Source organism: Bradyrhizobium iriomotense (assembly GCF_018130765.1).
In the GTDB taxonomy this organism is placed as follows: Bacteria; Pseudomonadota; Alphaproteobacteria; order Rhizobiales; family Xanthobacteraceae; genus Bradyrhizobium; species Bradyrhizobium iriomotense_A.
This window is the reverse complement of record NZ_JAFCJZ010000012.1, coordinates 1-17745: the sequence shown is the minus strand read 5'-3', so window position 1 is coordinate 17745 and position 17745 is coordinate 1. Positions and strand designations below refer to the sequence as shown.

Genomic DNA, 17745 nt, shown 5'->3' with positions numbered 1-17745 from the left:
GAACCTTGTTTTTGATCCCGGTCGCGGCGTCGAGTTTGTGTGAGGCGTTTGCGCAATGACGGCCGATTTCGATTCCGCCGACCATCAGCTTTCTGAGCCAGCGCTTTTATCCCGCTACGCGCGTCGGCCCGATCGACGTCGGTCCCGCTCGATCGACGTATCATCAAGCGGAATTCAACTTCAGCGTGTTAACTAGTTCACAAACATCCGCGCCAGGCCAGCGTAGCGAATGATCGGCGCAACGCCGGTTGCAGGAGTTTCCCATGACGACCATTCCGGCCTACACCTCTGGTGGCATCACCCGACCGGCCCTCATCCTGGACTCGCACGGCAACATCGTCCTCGACGATGCGGCGTCGACGTTCGCGGCGACCTACGGCCTGAAGGCCCTGTATCTCGGCTGCCCGCCCGGCACGCCCTGGCCCCCGGTGCACGATTCGGTATCGACGCCTGTCGACACCAACGCTGGAGCGAACAGCGTGGCAGAAGGCGCGGTCGCGAACACCCCCGTCGGCATCACTGCGTCGGCGACGAGCGCGATCGGTCCCGTCACCTATTCGTTGGTGGGCGACAATTCAGGCGGCGGATTCAAGATCGACGCCGCGACCGGCGTGGTCACAGTCAACGATCCAACCAAGATCAATTTCGAAAGCGCGCCGGGTCATGCTTATACCATCAGCGTGAAGGCCTCCGATGGAATTCTCGCCTCGACCCAGTCGTTCACGATTAACGTGACGGACGTCGCGCCGTCGACGCCGACCGACAGCAATGCGGGCGCCAACCACGTTGCCGAAGGCGCAGCGGTCAACACGCTCGTCGGCATCACCGCGGCATCGACCGACGTCAATGGCGGCACCGTCACGTTTTCGCTCACCGGCGACACCTCGGGCGGCGGCTTCAAGGTCGACCCGAATACCGGGGTGGTCAGCGTCGCCGACGGCAGCAAGATCGACTACGAGAACGCGGCCGGGCACGCCTATTCGGTCACGATCACGGCCAGCGACGGCACGCTGACGAGTTCGCAGACCTTCACCATCGGCGTCGACGACGTCACGATCGGCGCGCCGACCGACACCAATGCCGCGGCCAATCATGTCTCGGAAGGCGCCGCAGTCGGCACCACCGTCGGCGTCACCGCCTCCGCGATCGATCCGAACGGCCCGGCGACGACCTATTCGCTGATCGGCGACACCTCGGGCGGCGGCTTCACCATCAATGCGGCCACCGGCGTGGTCACCGTCGCCGATCCGACCAAGATCGATTTCGAGAGCAGCGGCGCAGGCCACAGCTACAGCGTCACCGTACAGGCGACCAACGGCGCCACGACGACCTCGAGCAGCTTTGCGATCGCGGTCGATGACGTGGCGCCGTCGACGCCCGTCGACAGCAATGCCGCGACCAACCAGGTTCAGGAAGGGGCTGCTCTCGGCACCACCGTCGGCATCACCGCATCGTCGACTGACGTCAACGGTCCCGCCGTCACCTACAGCCTGATCGGCGACACCTCCGGCGGCGGCTTCACCATCAATGCGGCGACCGGTGTCGTCGCCGTCGCCGATCCCAGCAAGATCGACTACGAGAGCGCGGCCGGCCACGCCTATACCGTCACCGCGCAGGCCAGCGACGGCACGCTGGCGAGCTCGCAGACCTTCACCATCGCCGTGTCAGACGTCGCGCCGTCGATCCCGGTCGATGCCAACGCGGCGGCCAACTCGGTCGCCGAAGGCGCGGCTGCCGGCTCGACCGTCGGCGTCACCGCGTCGTCGATCGACGTCAACGGCCCGCCGGTAACCTACAGCCTGACTGGCGATACCTCGGGCGGCGGCTTCACCATCAACGCGACCACCGGCGTCGTCACCGTTGCCGATCCCACCAAGATCGACTTCGAGACCTCCGGCGGCAGCTACACCGTCACCGCGCAGGCCAGCGACGGCTTGCTGACCAGCTCGCAAACCTTCACCATCGCCGTGGCAGACGTGTCCCCGTCGACCCCGGTCGACGCCAACGCAGCGACCAACACGATCGCCGAGGGCGCGGCCAATGGCTCGACCGTCGGCATCACCGCGTCCGCGACCGACGTCAACGGCCCGGCCGTGACCTGGTCGCTGATCGGCGACACCTCCGGCGGCGGCTTCACCATCAATGCGACCACCGGCGTCGTCACCGTCGCCGATTCGACCAAGGTCGACTTCGAAACCTCCGGCGGCAGCTACACCGTGACCGCGCAAGCCAGCGACGGCACGCTGGCGAGCTCGCAAGCCTTCACCATCGCCGTCACCGACGTTGCGCCCTCGACCCCGGTCGACAGCGACGGCGCCGTCAACCAGGTGTCGATGAATGCCCCGGCCGGCACCTATGCCGGCGTGACCGCGTCATCGACCGACGTCAACGGACCGGCGGTGACCTATTCGCTGGTCGGCGACACCTCCGGCGGCGGCTTCACCGTCGATGCGTCCACCGGTCAGGTGAAGGTCGCCGATTCCACCAAGATTCCCTACAACGCGGGCAGCCCGACCTTCGACGTCACGGTTCAGGCCAGCGACGGCACGCTGACCAGCCAGCAGACCTTCACCATCACCATCGTCCCGAACACACCGCCCGTCGCCAACGACGATTCGCTCTCGGCCACCGAGGCCGGCGGTGCCAACAATGCGATCGCCGGCTCCAATCCGTCCGGCAACGTCATCCTCGGCACCGGTTCGGCCGGCGCCGTCCAGGACACCGACGCGGAGGATCCGAGCAGCGCGCTGACCGTCGTCGCGGTTCACACCGGCGCCGAGGGTGCCTCGACCGGCACCGGCACGGTCGGCCAGGATTTGATCGGAAGTCACGGCACCCTGCATCTCAACAGCAACGGCACCTATACGTACGCCGTCAATCAGAACGACGCGCAGGTGCAGGCGCTGCACACGTCGGCCAACACGATCACCGACCAGTTCAACTACACGATCCAGGACACCGGCGGCCTGCAGGACACCGCGACGATCACCTTCACCATCCATGGTGCGGACGATCTTCCGGTGGCCGTCGCCGACACCGGCAGCATGACCGAGGACGATGCGCCGACCTCGTTCAACGTCATCGCCAACGATTCGCAGGACCCGGATTCCACCGCGTCGAACGTCATCACGCTCGGACCGGCGGGCATCACCGTCACCGGCCCGGCCGGCGAGACCTTCGTCAACACCGACGCGACCGCCTCGATCGTCGCGAACCAGGTGCAGGTGACGCTGAACAACGCCCACTTCCAGCAGCTGGCGCTCGGCGAGCACGCCACCGTCACGGTGCCCTACACGCTGACCGGCGACACCGGAGAGACCTCGACGGCCAACCTCGTCGTCACCGTCAACGGCGTCAACGACGTGCCGGTCGCCGTCGATGATTCCGGCAGCATGACCGAAGACCAGTCCGGCCATGCCTTCACCGTGCTCACCAACGACACGCTCGATGCCGACCACGGCGCGCCGAACAACATCACGACGGGTGCAGTTACGAACGTGGTTGGGCCCGCGGGCGAAGGCATCGACGTCACCGACATCGCGGTCAGCGTCAACGGCTCGAACCAGATCGTGGTCAATCTCGGCTCCGACTTCCAGCATCTGCAGGACGGCGAGAGCGCCACGTTCGACGTCGCCTACACGCTGCATGGCGACCAGGCCGGCGACACCTCGACGGCGACGCTTCATGTCACGGTGAACGGCGTGAACGATGCGCCGGTCGCCAGCAACTTCACCTTCAACGGCGCCAACAGCGCGATCGGCAACACCGACCTCGTGGTCAACGATCCGACCGACGGCGCGCCGGATCCGGCCGGCCCGCAGAAGACCATTTCCGGCAGCCTGCTCAGCGGCGCCAGCGACATCGACGGCCCCGGACCGCTGATCGTTGTCGCCGGCACGATTGCGACCGCGCAGGGCGGCAGCGTCACCATGCAGTCGGACGGCGACTTCATCTACAAGCCGGCGGTCGGCTTTACCGGAACGGATTCCTTCAATTACCAGGTCTCGGACCAGAACGCCGGCGCCTCCGGTGTCGGGCTCGGCACCGGGACGGTGACGATCAATGTCGCGACGCCGAAAGTCTGGTACGTCAATTCGGCGACCGGCAGCGACACCACCGGCGACGGTTCATCCGAAAAGCCTTTCGCCTCGCTTGCGCCGCTGTCGACCGGCGGCTCTGCGGACGGGCTCGACGGCGCCAACGACACCATCTTCCTCTACAACGGCACCTATAACAGCGGCATCGTGCTGGAAAACGGCCAGCAGCTGATCGCGCAGAACCAGGGCCTGACGATCAACGGCACCACGCTCGAAGCAGCGGTCGCCGGCTCCGTCACGATCAACGGCACGGTGACGCTGGCAAGCGGCAACACCATCGACGGCGTCAGCTTCGGCAACACCAGCGGCTTCTCGCTGCAGGATTCCGGTGCGTCTGTCGGGACCGCCACCGTCGCGCACAGCTCGATCAACAACGCCAATGGCGGCGCGGTGAACATCGCCAATGGCGGCACGCTCGCCATGAATTTCAGCAGCATCAGCGCGAGCGGCACCACCACCAGCGCCATCTCGCTCAACAACACCACGGGATCGTTCACCGGATCGGGCGGCACGCTGAACAACGGCGCTGCCACCGCCGCCGACGTCTCCATCACCGGCGCCAACAACGTCAACTTCACCTATGACGGCAACATCAACGATACGATCGGCAGCACGGTCGCGATCTCGAGCCAGACCGGCGGCACCAAGGACTTCAACGGCGCGATCAACGGCGGCGCCATCTCGCTGACCAACAATACTGGCGCCACGATGAGCTTCGACGGCGGCGTCACCCTGTCGACGGGCACCTCGAACGCCTTCACCGCGACCGGCGGCGGCACGGTGACCGTCACCGGGGCCAACAATACGCTGACGACCTCGACCGGCACCGCGCTCAACATCGCCAACACCACGATCGGTTCCAACGACGTCACGTTCAAGAGCATCTCGACCAACGGCGCCGTGAACGGCATCGTGCTCAACAATACCGGCACCAGCGGCCACCTCGCGGTGACCGGCACCGGCACGACCGCCGGCTCCGGCGGCACGATCCAGAACTCGACCGGCGACGGCGTGAGCCTGACATCGACGCAGGATGTCAGCCTCAGCAACATGAATATCCAGAACGGCCAGGGCAACGGCATCCTCGGCAACACGGTCAACGGCATCGTGCTGAACGGCGACACCGTCTCCGGCAACGGCAACTCGACCGCCGGCGACGGCGAAGGCAACATCTATCTCTACGAGCTGACCGGCAACGCCAGCCACCCCACCACCTTCAACAACCTCACCGTCAGCAATTCCTACGTCCACAACGTGTTCATCAAGAACACCGGCGGCACGCTGACCGACCTGCAGGTCACCAACAGCTCCTTCACCAACAATGGTGCGTCGACCCATGCCGGCGACGAATTCCAGATCGATCTCGCCGCCGGCGGCATCGCGGGATCGCCGACCGCGACGGTGCATGCGACGAACAACACCTTCAGCGGCAACATCTCGACGCCGGCCAATTTCACCGCAACGGGCTTTGCCGGCTCGGTCGACGACGGCACGCTCAACGTCCATCTCGGCGACGGCACCGCCGGCGGCCTGAACACGTTCGACAGCAACGATTCCGGCATCACGCTGACCCAGACGGGGTCGGCATCGCTGAACTTCGACGTCAACGACAACACGCTGACCAACAACCGCGCGGTCGGCATTGCCGTCAATCATTTCGGCACCGGCACCGTGACCGGCTTCCTGCAGAACAACACCGTGGGCATCCAGGGCGTGCAGGATTCCGGCGTCCAGATCGGCAGCGGCTTCGACATCCATGACGAGGCCGCCAGCGGAACGATGACGGTCAGCATCACCAACAACATCATCCAGAGCCTCGGCGGCGACGGCAACGGCGCCGACGGCATCGCGATCACCAACGCCGTCGGTACCCAGGACTCGGCGAGCGTCCTCAATGCCACGGTGACGGGCAACACGATCCGCGACATTCTCGATTTCCGCGGCCTGACCGTGCTCGATTCCAACACCGCCGGCACCAGCGCCATCAACCTGCTGCTGTCGGGCAACACCTTCTCCAATGCCGACGGCAGCGGCACGCTGACGACCGCGCGTGTCGGCGGCGCGCCCGCCGGCACCGACCCGGTCAACGTCACGCAGGCCAATGCCGCGACGCTGGCCTCCGACAACGGCCTGACCGCCAGCAACGCGGTCGGCAACACGATGCGCGTCGACACCAACGTGTCCTTCAACCATGCGGCGCCGCCGACGCCGCCGGCGACGCCGCAATTGGCGCTGGGCGGCCAGGGCCATGACGGCGGTACCGACCTCACCATGGATGCGCTGGCCCCGGTTCTGGCCGCCGCGATCCAGCACTGGGCTGATGCCGGCGCGTCCGCGTCGCAGATCGCGCTGCTGGAAAATACCAAGCTGACGATCGCCGACCTGCCGGACTCCGGCTATCTCGCCAACACCGACGCCAATGGCATCACCATCGACGTCAACGCGGCGGGCTGGGGCTGGTATGTCGATCCGACGCCATCCGACAACAGCGAATACCAGACCACCGCGACGCCGAACGATCTGGTGGCGACATCAGGCGCCGCCGCCGGCCATATCGACCTGCTCACTGTGCTCGAGCACGAGCTCGGCCACGTGCTCGGCCTGCCCGATACCAGCCAGGACGGGGTGATGAACGTCGACCTCGACACCGGTGAGCGGCGGCTGGTCACCACGGCCGACGTGGCGCAAGCGACGACCACACAAGCGACGACCACGCAGGCGACGACCCCACAGGCAACGACCACACAATCCGACACCAGCTTCATGAATGCCTCGGCCAGCCAGAACTTCGTGTTCTCCGAGCCGCACGGTCCGGCGCCGGGGGCACCGACGACAACGGCGCCAGCGTCAGCCACCGGCTTCGTCGACGTGCACAATACCGCTGCCTTCCCCGCGGCATGGCTCGCAGCCAGCCAATTCGATCCGAACGCCGCACCGACCACGCACGGACCGAGCGGGACGCCCAGCAGCGATACCCATCAGAGCGGCGACTTCTCCGTCTTCTCCAGCCCGGCAATCCCGCCGCAGGGCGACGTCATCACCATCCATCCCGACGTGCATGCCCTTGGCACGAAAATACTCGCGGGCCTGTGGCACTTCGACACGGCCCACGGCTATCTGCTGATGTGACGTGTAGTTTTTTTCAGACACAACCGCGCGCCCCTCTGCTTCGACGGGTGGCGCGGTTGTCCATCGAAAAAGTTCCGCCTGACCTGCACAATACGATCGACGAGCATAGTCGAATTCGATAAACGTAAGATAGTACGCACCAATCTCAGGGGGTGAGCGTGGCCCAACCTTTCATCGGCGAAGTCAAACTCATTTCCTGGAATTTCCCGCCAAAGGGCTGGGCGTTCTGCAATGGTCAGTTGCTGCCGATCAATCAGAACCAGGCGCTCTTTTCGATTCTCGGCACGATGTATGGCGGCAACGGTCAGACCACGTTTGGGCTGCCGGATCTGCGCGGACGCGCGGCGATCCATCAGGGCTCGGGTTTCACCGTCGGTCAGAACGGTGGCCAGGAAGCTCACACGCTGATCATCAACGAAATGCCGATGCACAATCATCTGGTCAACGCGTCCAACATACAGGGCGACCAAACCGCCGTGCAGGGCCACCTCCTCGCGCAGGAGGTCGGCAAGCCCTACGGCGCATTCCCCGGCGCCACCTCGCTGCATCCCACGACGATCACCAATACCGGCGGCAACCAGCCGCACGAAAACCGGCAACCGTTCCTGGTGATCAATTTCGTCATCGCCCTGCAGGGCATTTTCCCGTCCCAAAACTAGAGACCTGCCATGTCCAGTCCCTTCATCGGCGAGATCAGGATGTTCGGCGGCAATTTCGCACCGACCGGCTGGGTGTTCTGCGACGGCAGGCTGCTGCCGATCTCGGAAAACGACGCGCTATTCAACCTGATCGGCACCACCTATGGCGGCGACGGGCAGGAGACCTTCGCGGTGCCCGATCTGCGCGGGCGCGTGCCGCTCCATCAGGGCCAGGGGCCCGGGATCACCCAGAGCTACGTTATTGGCCAGTTCGACGGCGTCGAGAGCGTGACGCTGACGACGCAGCAAATCCCGAGCCACAACCACACCTTCGTGTGCACGGCAGCCGCCGCGACCGCCACGAACCCGAACGGCAACATCATGGCGACCTCGCCGACGATCGAATCCTTTGTCCTCGACGTCGCCGGTCCAACGCTGGCGACGAACGCGATCACGGGCGTCGGCGGCAGCCAGCCGCACGAGAACATGATGCCGTTCCTGTGCATCAACTACATCCTGTCGCTGTTCGGCGTCTTCCCCTCGCAAACCTGAGAGTCCATCCATGTCGAATCCGTTCGTCGCCGAGATCAGGATTTTCGCCGGGACTTTCGCGCCCACCGGATGGGCGCTGTGCAACGGCCAATTGATGCCGATCTCGCAGAACACGGCGCTGTTCTCGCTGCTCGGCACCACCTATGGCGGCGACGGCAAATCGACCTTCGCCCTGCCCAACTTGCAGGGCTCGTCCGCGATTGGCCAGGGACAGGGCCCGGGTCTCTCCGACCGCATCCTCGGCGAGGTCAGCGGCGTCCAAAGCGTCACCTTGCTGACATCAGAAATGCCATTCCACAACCATTTGGGCCAGGGCTCGACCGAGGTCGGTACACTCAAGCAGCCGGCTCCGACGGAGTTTCTCGCAAAATCCAAGGCGGGCACCAACTATCAGTCGAACGTCTCGACCAACCTGGTCCAGATGAACCAGGGGACGCTGACGTTCACCGGCGGGAATCAGCCGCACAACAACATGTCGCCGTTCCTGACGCTGACCTACATCATCGCCCTGCAGGGCGTCTTCCCGCCGCGCGGCTGAGCTTGCAAGTGATAGCGGCGCCGGACTGGAGACGTGCGGTCGAGGCCGGCCTGACGTTCCGGCGCATCACGGACGCCGATCTGCCATTGCTCGCACGCATCTATGCCTCGACGCGGACGGAGGAACTCGCGCCAGTGCCATGGAGCGACACCCAGAAGAGGGCATTTCTGGACATGCAGTTCCGCGCCCAGCACACGCACTACCAGCAATATTATCCGGATGCCGACTGGCTGATCATCATGCGTGGCAGCGAGGATGTCGGCCGGCTCTATCTCGAGCGATTGCCGACGGAGGATCGCATCATCGACATCGCTCTGCTGCCGGAGCATCGCCGATGCGGCCTCGGCGAAGCGCTGCTGCGCGATCTCCTCGACGAAGCCGCGGCCGCCGGCCGCAGCGTCGAGATCCATGTCGAGAAACAGAACCCGGCCATGCGGCTCTATCGCCGGCTCGGCTTCATCACCGAGCAGGACAAGGGCGTCTACGACCTGATGCGCTGGAGCGCGCCGCCGTCCCCCGCCTACGCAAACACCGCCTGATAGCCGTTGCCTTCCGCGATCGGCCCGATCGGCACCAGAAAGATATCGATCGCGCCGAAGGCTGCGTGCTCGACAGCATAGATCGCCTGCGGCAACCAGGCCCCCTGCGCCGTTGCGAACAACAGCGAGAATGCGCCGCCCGCGCGTCCGCTCTCGCCCGCGCGATCGACGCGGACCAACCGCAGTGCCACCTGTTCCCCGCCGTTGCGCAGATTGAAGGTTCCGTTGAGATGTGGCCTGAAATCGTCGATCACAAGGGCCGCAAGATCCACCGATGGCGCCATCTTCGCTCTCCCCTGCTTGGCTCCGACCCATGAAAAAGGCCGGCGACGAGCCGGCCCTTCTTTCGTCAGCGTCGCGTCCGCCTAGTACTTGGCGACGACCGGGCCGCCGAAGCGATAGTTGATTCGTGCCGTCACGAGATCAACGTCCTGGCGAATCCGGTCTGTGGCAAAGAAGGCCCCGGTCGTGTCCGTGAACGTGATCACGCGATCCTGCATGAAGAGATGATCATATTCGACTGCGGCGGACCAACCCGGCGCGAAGCCGAATTCGAAGCCAGCACCAACAGCGCCACCCCAGCGGGTATCGTTGCTCGCAGTGGCCGCCAGCACGCCGCCAACCGTGGTGTCGACATGAAACCGGTCGGCCGTCACGGCGGCGCCGCCCTTCACGTAGACCAGCACGTTGTTCCAGGCGTAGCCGAGTTGTCCGGTGAACAGGCCAAATGCGTCAATGCGCGAGGCGTTGACGAAGGGAGCAAACGCCAAGCTGGTGTTGGAGCCCTTGAGGTCGGCCCAGTCGCCCTGGGCTTCCACGCCGAACACCCAGTTGCTGGCCTGCCAGCGATACCCAATCTGGCCGCCCGCAACGGCGCCGGTTGCATCGTGGCAGCCCTCGTCGGCGACGAATACGCCGGCCGGGGTGGTGAAGTCCCAGCACTTGTGGCTCGATCCCCAGCCGCCGTTGGCGCCGATGTAGAATCCGGTCCAGTCATACACGGCGGCCACCGGAATCGGCGGCGCCTTGGTGTGGGGGCGCGCCGCCAAGTCGGCGGCGGAGGCCGGACCGGCAAAATCCAACGCAGCAACAACAATGGCACCCAGCAGTAGTTTCTTCATCTCGGTTCCCTCTTAGACCGGCGAAAATAGCCGGATTCGGCGGTGCTGGCTGTAGCCGGGAGACAACAAGCGCAACTTAAAGTGGGCCTGTGTGGTGGACCGCGTCGAGGTCGATGACAAAGCGATCAGCATTGTGGGGGATCGCGCGATCCCTGGAGCAGGTCATTGCGGGCGATCAAAACGCGACCCCAACGTTCGCAGTTTTGTACGCAAGTGGTGCCCAGGGGCGGAATCGAACCACCGACACTGCGATTTTCAGTCGCATGCTCTACCAACTGAGCTACCTGGGCGTGCTCCAAGAGAGGGGCCAAAGCCCATCGAGCGGGCGGTTTATAGTGGGCCGAGAGCTGCCTGTCCACCCACGCTTCGCCTTTGGCTTCGCGGGGCGTGGCCCGGCTGTGCACAAGCTGGGGCCTTGCTGGCACCGTCGGACGGAAGCTAACTTAAGCATTTGATATTAATTGACTATTCCACGTCGTCCACCTCGTCGTCACGACCGGGGATGACGTAGGAGCCTTTCAGCCAGCGGTTCAGATCGACGTCGCGGCAGCGCGAGGAACAGAACGGACGGGTGGCCTGCGCCTGCGGCTTGCCGCAGATCGGGCAGGTTTTGAGCGGCCCGATGGGCTTTTTGACGTGGTCGTCCATGAGGTGCGCAGCTTACACGGGGTGAGGAAGTTCAAACGCCTGTCGGCAAAGGGGTTCCTGGAGCGACGGCACGCGCGCCGCCGACCGGACCCGGCCGGGCCATTCTACTGTGCATGGGGTTGTTTTCGAGGTTTTTGTCAGCGCGCCCCTGGCGCTCAGACCGCGGTGGAGTTGAGCCAGCCGAAGCGGATCGGAAAGCCCTCCCCGCCGAGCAGCGTCGTGGTCTCGTAGAGCGGCAGGCCGACGACGTTGCTGTAGGACCCCACCATCTTCACCACGAAGGAGCCGGCGATGCCCTGCACGGCGTAGCCGCCGGCTTTGCCGCGCCATTCGCCGGAGCCGATATAGGCCTGGATGTCGTCCTCCGAGAGGCGCTTGAAACGGACGCGGGTCTCGACCAGGCGCTGGCGGAAGGCCTCGCGCGGGGTCACGAGGCAAATCGCGGTGTAGACGCGGTGATTGCGGCCCGACAGCAGCCGCAGGCACTGCGCGGCCTCGTCGACGAGATTGGCCTTGGGCAGGATGCGGCGGCCGACCGCCACCACGGTGTCGGCGGAGAGGATGAAGGAGCCGCGCAGCTCGTCGTCGAGCTGCACCGATTTGAGCGCCGCGTCCGCCTTGGCCCGCGCGAGCCGATTGGCGCAGGCGCGCGGCAGCTCACCCCGCCGCGGCGTCTCGTCGACGTCGGCCGGCCGGAGCGCGTCCGGCTCGATGCCGGCCTGGTTGAGCAACGACAGGCGTCGCGGCGAACCGGAGGCAAGTACGAATTTGGGGCGGCCAAGCATCAGGTGATTTGGGGGATGAGGCAGGGGTGAATTGCGCGCGGAACCTATCGGAAGGGGGCTGATTTCACAACCCGGGAACCCGGACTTTGCTGATTCGAGCTGTCCGACATCGCTGTGCCCTCAGTCTGTGACGCGGGTGTTACGCCCGCCGGATGCTACCCGCTCGCCGCGCCGACCTTGGCGAACCGCCGGCGGATGCGCAGCAGGAGCTGGTCGCAGACCTCGCGGTAGGCGGCGAGCTTCTGGTCGCGGCTGCCCTCGATGGTGGTGGGATCTTGCGTCGGCCAGTATTCGACGTCGGCGGCGAGCGTGCGGGTCAGCTCCAGCGCCTTGTGATGGGCCTCGGGCGACAGCGTGATGATGAGGTCGAAGTTCAGCCCCTCCCAGTCCTCCAGCTCCTCGAAGGTCTGCGGCCTGTGCGTGGAGATATCCTGGCCGAGCTCGGCCATCACGGCGATCGCAAAGGGATCGAGCTCACCCTTCCTGGCTCCGGCCGACTTCACGTAGAGGCCTTGCGGAAACATGTGCTGCAGCAGGCTCTCGGCCATCGGCGAGCGCACACTGTTCATCGCGCAGGCGAACAGCACCGATTGCGGATCGCGTGCGCGTGGCGGACCCGCCATCGCACTTAGCCCTTCCAATGAAGGACAGTAATGAGCGTGAACAGCCGGCGCGACGTCTCGAAATCGACCCGCACCTTGCCCTTCAGCCGCTCCTGCAGCGTGCGCGATCCCTCGTCATGGATGCCGCGGCGGCCCATGTCGATGGCCTCGATCTTGTCCGGCGTCGCGGTGCGGATCGCCTGGTAGTAGCTGTCGCAGATCATGAAATAGTCCTTCACGATCCGCCGGAACGGCGTCAGCGACAGCAGATGCGCCACCACGGGCGATCCGTCCTCGCGGCGGATGTCGAACATCAGGCGATTGCCGGTGATGCCGATATGCAGCGTGAACGGCCCCTTCCCGTCGGCGCCATCGGGCGCGAACAGGTTCTGCTCGATCAGATCGTAGATCGCGATCGCACGCTCGTGCTCGATGTCCGGCCCGGAGCGGCCGATCGAGTCCTCGTCGAGCGTGACGCCGACGATGCGGTTCTGCGAGTCGTCCTGTTCGGGCGGCTTTGTCATGACAGATTGAGGCGCAATCCAATCGAGCGCGAATGGGCGTCCAGCCCCTCCGCCTTGCCGAGCGTCATCGCGGCAGGTCCCAGCGCGCGGAGCTGATCCGGGCCGCATTTCAGGATCGAGGTGCGCTTCATGAAGTCGTGCACCGACAGGCCCGAGGAGAACCGCGCCGAGCGTGCCGTCGGCAGCACGTGATTGGAGCCGCCGACATAGTCGCCGATCGCCTCCGGCGTATGGGCCCCGAGGAACACCGCACCGGCGTTGCGGATCTTTGCCGCGAGCGTGTCAGGATCAACGGTCATGATCTCGAGATGCTCGGCCGCGATCGCATCCGCGAGCGGAATCGCCTCAGTGAGGTTCTTCACCATGATGACGGCGCCGAAATCGGCCCACGAGCTGCCTGCGATCGCCGCGCGCGGCAGCGTCTTCAGCTGCGCCTCGACGGCCTTTTCGACATCGGCGGCAAGCCGCGCGGAATCAGTGATCAGGATCGATTGCGCGCTGGCGTCGTGCTCGGCCTGCGCCAAGAGGTCGGCGGCGATCCAGTCAGCATTGCCGGTGTCGTCGGCGATGACAAGCACCTCGGAGGGACCGGCGATCATGTCGATGCCGACCTTGCCGAACACCAGCCGCTTGGCGGCGGCGACATAGGCATTGCCGGGCCCGACGATTTTTGCGACCGGCGCGATGGTCGCGGTGCCGTGCGCAAGCGCGGCCACGGCCTGCGCGCCGCCGACGCGGTAGATCTCGGTGACGCCGCCGAGATGCGCGGCAGCCAGCACCAGCGGGTTGAGCTTGCCGTCGGGCGAGGGCACCACCATCACGAGGCGCGAGACGCCGGCGACCTTTGCGGGCACCGCATTCATCAGCACCGAGGACGGATAGGCCGCAGTGCCGCCGGGCACGTAGAGGCCAGCAGATTCGATCGCGGTATAGCGCCAGCCGAGCTCGACTCCGAGCGGATCGGTGAAACGCTCGTCCTTCGGCAGCTGGCGGCTGTGGTAGGTCTCGATGCGGTCGCGGGCAAGCTTGAGCGCATCCAGCGTCGCGGTATCACAGGCCTTCACGGCCGTCTCGATCTCGGCGGCGGTGACGCGCAGGCCGGATGTATCCAGCTTCAACCGATCGAACTTGGCGGTGGCCTCGAGCAGGGCCGCATCGCCACGCTTCGCAACATCGTCGACGATGGCGCGCGCGGCGGCCTCCACGTCGGCTGAAACCTCGCGCTTGGCGGCGAGGAAGGCCGCGAATCGTTGGTCAAAATCGGCGCTGCTGCGGTCGAGACGGACGGGCATTTTGGCTATGATCTTTTGGCTGGGCTTTAGGGGCAGATCGGCGTCACAAGGCCCCCCTGCTCAATGGCGCGGCGGCCCCCCGCCGTCAACCCTTGAGAGGCGTCGTCCCGGCGAAGGCCGGGACCCATAACCCCAAGGCTTTGTTGTTGAAAGAGGATGTGGCTCCGACCTGCTCAACAACCACCATCGGTGGTTATGGGTCCCGGCCCCCCGTGCGCAATTGCGCACTAGGCCGGGACGACATCTGAGCAGGTTTTACTGGTATACCGCAAAGCGCCACCTCACCCCTCCCCTTCGACCTCCACACCCGTCCCCAAATCGTCCGTACCCAGATCCGTCAGTTCGCATTCCAGGCATTCGACGTCGAGGCGGATGGCGCCGCCCTGGGCGAACAGCAGGAGGGCGCTGCCGCCGGGCTCTTCGGCGCGGCCGTCCTGGGGGTGAAACTCGATGCCAACGAGGTCCAGAACCTTGTCCAGCGCGCCCAAATCGATGTTGCGCGATTTGCAGGCGAGCACGCGGTCGAAGCGCAGCGCGGCGACCAGCCGGCGCGGCTCGGCCGCGCCGTCCAGGGTCTGCTCCCAGTCCAGCCGGCTCATGCCGACCACCAGCCGCTTCTCGCCCTGCCGCCAGATGATGTCCGAGGCCTGCACGCGGGCGTCCTGGACATGGGTGGAGATGACAGCGAGGTCGTCGGCATCGAGCGCGATCATTTTGAGCTGGGGAGACATCGCCGGCGCTTCTCCTTCAGGGCGGACGGGGTTCAACGCGCGCAGGCGCCGAAATTTCCTCACAACTAACGGGCTGGCCGGCTAGATGCCATTGATATCCTCCATCTCCAGCACCTTCCGCGGATACCCTTCCCGGGCGACATGGATCATGGCGCGGCCGATCTGCTCGGTCGAGGTGACGAGCCTGGGCGAGATCCGGCGCAGCACCGACCAGAGCGGCCAGGTTGCAGTATAGGTGGCCTGCACCCAGGCGGTCTTGGAACGGGCGCCGTGCAGCGGCTGGATCGCGCCGGGCCGGAACATGTAGGCGCCCCTAAACGGCAGCTTGAGCAAATCGTTTTCCGTCTTGCCCTTCACGCGCGCCCACATCCGCGAGCCCTGCTCGGTGGAATCGGTGCCGGCGCCGGTAACATAGGTGAAAGTCATCTGCGGATTGAGCCGCGCCAGCGTCGTGGCAGCCGCGAGCGTGAGGTCGTAGGTGAGATGACGGTAGCGCTCCTCGCTTATGCCGATCGAGGAGACGCCGAGGCAGAAAAAGCAGGCATCGTAGCCGGTGAGCCGGGCTTCGATCGCCGAATAATTCAGGAAATCATCGTGGATGATCTCGGCGAGCTTGGCGTCGTGCACGCCGGTCGGGCTGCGGCCAACCACGAGCACGCGCTCGATGCCGGGGTCGATCAGGCATTCGCGCAGCACGCCCTGCCCGACCATGCCGGTCGCGCCGAAGATGATCACTCGCATCGGGACGACCCCGTCGGCCTCGCGGCTCATGCGGCGACCGCGATATCGTCGAAGGATAGACCGGTCAGCGTCGCCGAGACATCCCACAGCATGGCCGCGGCGGCGAGATCCTTCGCCTGCGGCATGATCCTCGCAGGCGCGGGCGCCCCCTTCAATTCGTAGAATCCGTTCGGTCCGTAATAGCCGCCCGGTTCAGCACCGGGCGAGGTCGCGGCGAACAGGGTGGGCAATGCGCCTTCGGCCGCGGACTGGCTCATCAACGGCTGTAGCAACCGGCCGACCCGCCACTGGAACGTGTTGGCACCCGGCCCGTTCGAAATGAGATCGGTCCGCGCGTAGCCGGGATGCGCGGCAAGGCTCGTCACACCCCAGCCGGCGGCGAGGCTGTGGCGCTGCAATTCCAGCGCAAACATCAGCATCGCGAGCTTGGACTGGCAATAGGCGCGCCAGGGACGATAGGACCGCGTGCTCTGCAGATCGTCAAAGTTGATCGCGCCGGAGCGATGCGCAAGGCTGGAGAGACTGACGACGCGCGGCGCCTTCGCTCGGCGAAGCTGCGGCAGCAGGCGCGCCGTCAGCGCGTAATGGCCGAGATAGTTGGTGCCGAGCTGCATCTCGAAACCGTCCTCGGTCTGCTGCCGCTTCGGCAGCGCCATCACGCCGGCATTGTTGACGAGAAGATCGAGCTGCTCGTTGCCGGCGGCAAAGCGCCTGGCGAAATCGGCGACCGAGGACAGGCTGGCGAGATCGAGATGCTCATAGGCGACCAGCGCATCAGGAAACCGCTCGCAAATCCCCTCGATCGCCCGCAGCCCCTTTGCGTCGTTGCGCCCGGTGAGTATGACAATGGCACCGGCGCCCGCCAGCGCCATCGCCGTCTCGTAGCCGAGCCCACCGGTGGCCCCGGTGACGACCGCGGTCTTGCCGGTGAGGGAGGGGATGTCTGCCGTGGTCCAGTCGGTCATGCCATGTCTCCGTTCGGGGCTTACAAAAAGCCCGCGACGTGTCTAAATGTGCACTGAGTGCAAATTTGCAAGAGGTGAAATAGTTTGAAGGTTTCGAAATCCGCCGGGACAAGCGCCAAGCCATTGACGCCGGGAGGAAAATCACCGGCGCCGGGCCTGCGCGAGCGCAAGCAGCAACAGACGCGCGAGCGGCTGAAACGCGCGGCGATGGCACTGTTCCTGGAGCACGGCTTCGAGGCCACCACCATCGACGACATCGCAGCCGGCGCGGACATTTCGCGCCGCAGCTTCTTCCACTACTTCGCCTCCAAGGAGGACGTCGTCGCAGCCTGGCAGGAGGATGCCGCGGCCGCGCTGGTCACCGAGATCCTCGCACGGCCTGCGGAGGAATCCATGCTCACCGCCGCGGAGAACGCGATCGCCGCGGCGGTCAAGCGGTTCGATCCCGCGGAAGCGGCCGCGATGTCGCGCCTCAAGCGCGACAATCCCGCGCTCCACGCCCGCGACCAGCTCAAATACGAAAAGCTCGAGCGGGCACTCGCCGAGGGGCTTGCACGTCGCGCGAGAAACAAATCGGACCAGCTGCAGGCGCGGCTCGTCGCCATGATCTCAACCGGCGCGATGCGCGTCGGCGGCGAGAGCTGGCTCAACGAAGGCACGTGCGACAAGCGAGAGGCTTTCGTGAAGCGCACCTTCGATGCGATCCGGGCGATATTGAAGTGAGGTCTTCTTCCTTCTCCCCTTGTGGGCCTGTTGCGTAATCCGTCAGTTGTGATTCCCTAGGGCAGAGCCTTGGAGGGTAGCGATGGCGGTTAAGCGGACAGGACAGCCGAGCTTTGTGGA

16 protein-coding genes and 1 tRNA gene are annotated in these 17745 nt (G+C 65.4%); 6 read left to right on the top strand and 11 right to left on the bottom strand.

Features of this window, described 5'->3' with window-relative positions:
* Positions 1-263 precede the first annotated feature (263 nt).
* The 5 genes from JQ635_RS20750 (at position 264) to JQ635_RS20730 (ending at position 9493) form a co-directional block, all read left to right on the top strand.
* Positions 264-7226 (top strand): cadherin domain-containing protein, encoded by a 6963-nt coding sequence (locus JQ635_RS20750; RefSeq protein WP_211411645.1) that lies wholly within the window; start codon positions 264-266, stop codon positions 7224-7226.
* Between the two features lie 152 nt (positions 7227-7378).
* Complete coding sequence (locus tag JQ635_RS20745) at positions 7379-7885, top strand: phage tail protein (RefSeq protein ID WP_349631876.1); 507 nt, start codon at positions 7379-7381, stop codon at positions 7883-7885.
* 9 nt (positions 7886-7894) lie between these two features.
* The gene (locus JQ635_RS20740) at positions 7895-8416 is read left to right on the top strand and encodes a phage tail protein (RefSeq protein WP_211411644.1); all 522 of its coding nucleotides are present in this window, start codon (positions 7895-7897) and stop codon (positions 8414-8416) included.
* A gap of 10 nt (positions 8417-8426) precedes the next feature.
* Positions 8427-8954, top strand: coding sequence for a phage tail protein (locus JQ635_RS20735; protein WP_211411643.1), 528 nt, complete (start codon positions 8427-8429; stop codon positions 8952-8954).
* 8 nt (positions 8955-8962) lie between these two features.
* Complete coding sequence (locus tag JQ635_RS20730; RefSeq protein WP_349631875.1) at positions 8963-9493, top strand: GNAT family N-acetyltransferase; 531 nt, start codon at positions 8963-8965, stop codon at positions 9491-9493.
* On the opposite strand, the gene JQ635_RS20725 is transcribed toward JQ635_RS20730, so the two are convergent.
* The 11 genes from JQ635_RS20725 to JQ635_RS20675 form a co-directional block, all read right to left on the bottom strand.
* Positions 9475-9777: a DUF6916 family protein gene (locus JQ635_RS20725; protein WP_211411642.1), complete on the bottom strand. Its 303-nt coding sequence runs from the start codon at positions 9775-9777 to the stop codon at positions 9475-9477. The genes JQ635_RS20730 and JQ635_RS20725 overlap by 19 nt on opposite strands.
* A gap of 81 nt (positions 9778-9858) precedes the next feature.
* Positions 9859-10614 carry an outer membrane protein gene (locus JQ635_RS20720; RefSeq protein ID WP_211411641.1) on the bottom strand — a complete coding sequence of 252 codons (756 nt, stop codon included), beginning with the start codon at positions 10612-10614 and terminating at the stop codon, positions 9859-9861.
* A gap of 214 nt (positions 10615-10828) precedes the next feature.
* Positions 10829-10904 (bottom strand) — tRNA-Phe (locus JQ635_RS20715).
* A gap of 175 nt (positions 10905-11079) precedes the next feature.
* Positions 11080-11262, bottom strand: a complete 183-nt coding sequence (gene yacG / locus JQ635_RS20710) for a DNA gyrase inhibitor YacG (RefSeq protein WP_211411640.1) — start codon at positions 11260-11262, stop codon at positions 11080-11082.
* Positions 11263-11417: 155 nt separating this feature from the next.
* Positions 11418-12047 carry a Maf-like protein gene (locus tag JQ635_RS20705; RefSeq protein WP_018646418.1) on the bottom strand — a complete coding sequence of 210 codons (630 nt, stop codon included), beginning with the start codon at positions 12045-12047 and terminating at the stop codon, positions 11418-11420.
* Positions 12048-12202: 155 nt separating this feature from the next.
* On the bottom strand, positions 12203-12670 hold the full coding sequence (locus JQ635_RS20700) for a low molecular weight phosphatase family protein (protein ID WP_211411639.1): 468 nt from the start codon (positions 12668-12670) through the stop codon (positions 12203-12205).
* A 5-nt stretch (positions 12671-12675) separates the two neighbouring features.
* Positions 12676-13173 carry a UPF0262 family protein gene (locus tag JQ635_RS20695; RefSeq protein ID WP_211411638.1) on the bottom strand — a complete coding sequence of 166 codons (498 nt, stop codon included), beginning with the start codon at positions 13171-13173 and terminating at the stop codon, positions 12676-12678.
* Positions 13170-14465, bottom strand: a complete 1296-nt coding sequence (gene hisD / locus JQ635_RS20690) for a histidinol dehydrogenase (protein WP_211411637.1) — start codon at positions 14463-14465, stop codon at positions 13170-13172. The genes JQ635_RS20695 and hisD overlap by 4 nt, the downstream gene beginning before the upstream one ends.
* A 281-nt stretch (positions 14466-14746) precedes the next feature.
* On the bottom strand, positions 14747-15196 hold the full coding sequence (locus JQ635_RS20685; RefSeq protein WP_211411636.1) for a DUF2948 family protein: 450 nt from the start codon (positions 15194-15196) through the stop codon (positions 14747-14749).
* Between the two features lie 81 nt (positions 15197-15277).
* Entirely contained in the window at positions 15278-15937 is a 660-nt protein-coding gene (locus JQ635_RS20680; protein WP_211411635.1) for an NAD-dependent epimerase/dehydratase family protein, read from the bottom strand.
* A 26-nt stretch (positions 15938-15963) separates the two neighbouring features.
* Positions 15964-16902: an SDR family oxidoreductase gene (locus tag JQ635_RS20675; RefSeq protein ID WP_211411634.1), complete on the bottom strand. Its 939-nt coding sequence runs from the start codon at positions 16900-16902 to the stop codon at positions 15964-15966.
* Between the two features lie 84 nt (positions 16903-16986).
* Here JQ635_RS20675 and JQ635_RS20670 point away from each other — a divergent pair, with 84 nt between their 5' ends.
* Positions 16987-17625 (top strand): TetR/AcrR family transcriptional regulator, encoded by a 639-nt coding sequence (locus JQ635_RS20670; protein ID WP_211411633.1) that lies wholly within the window; start codon positions 16987-16989, stop codon positions 17623-17625.
* Positions 17626-17745: the final 120 nt, after the last annotated feature.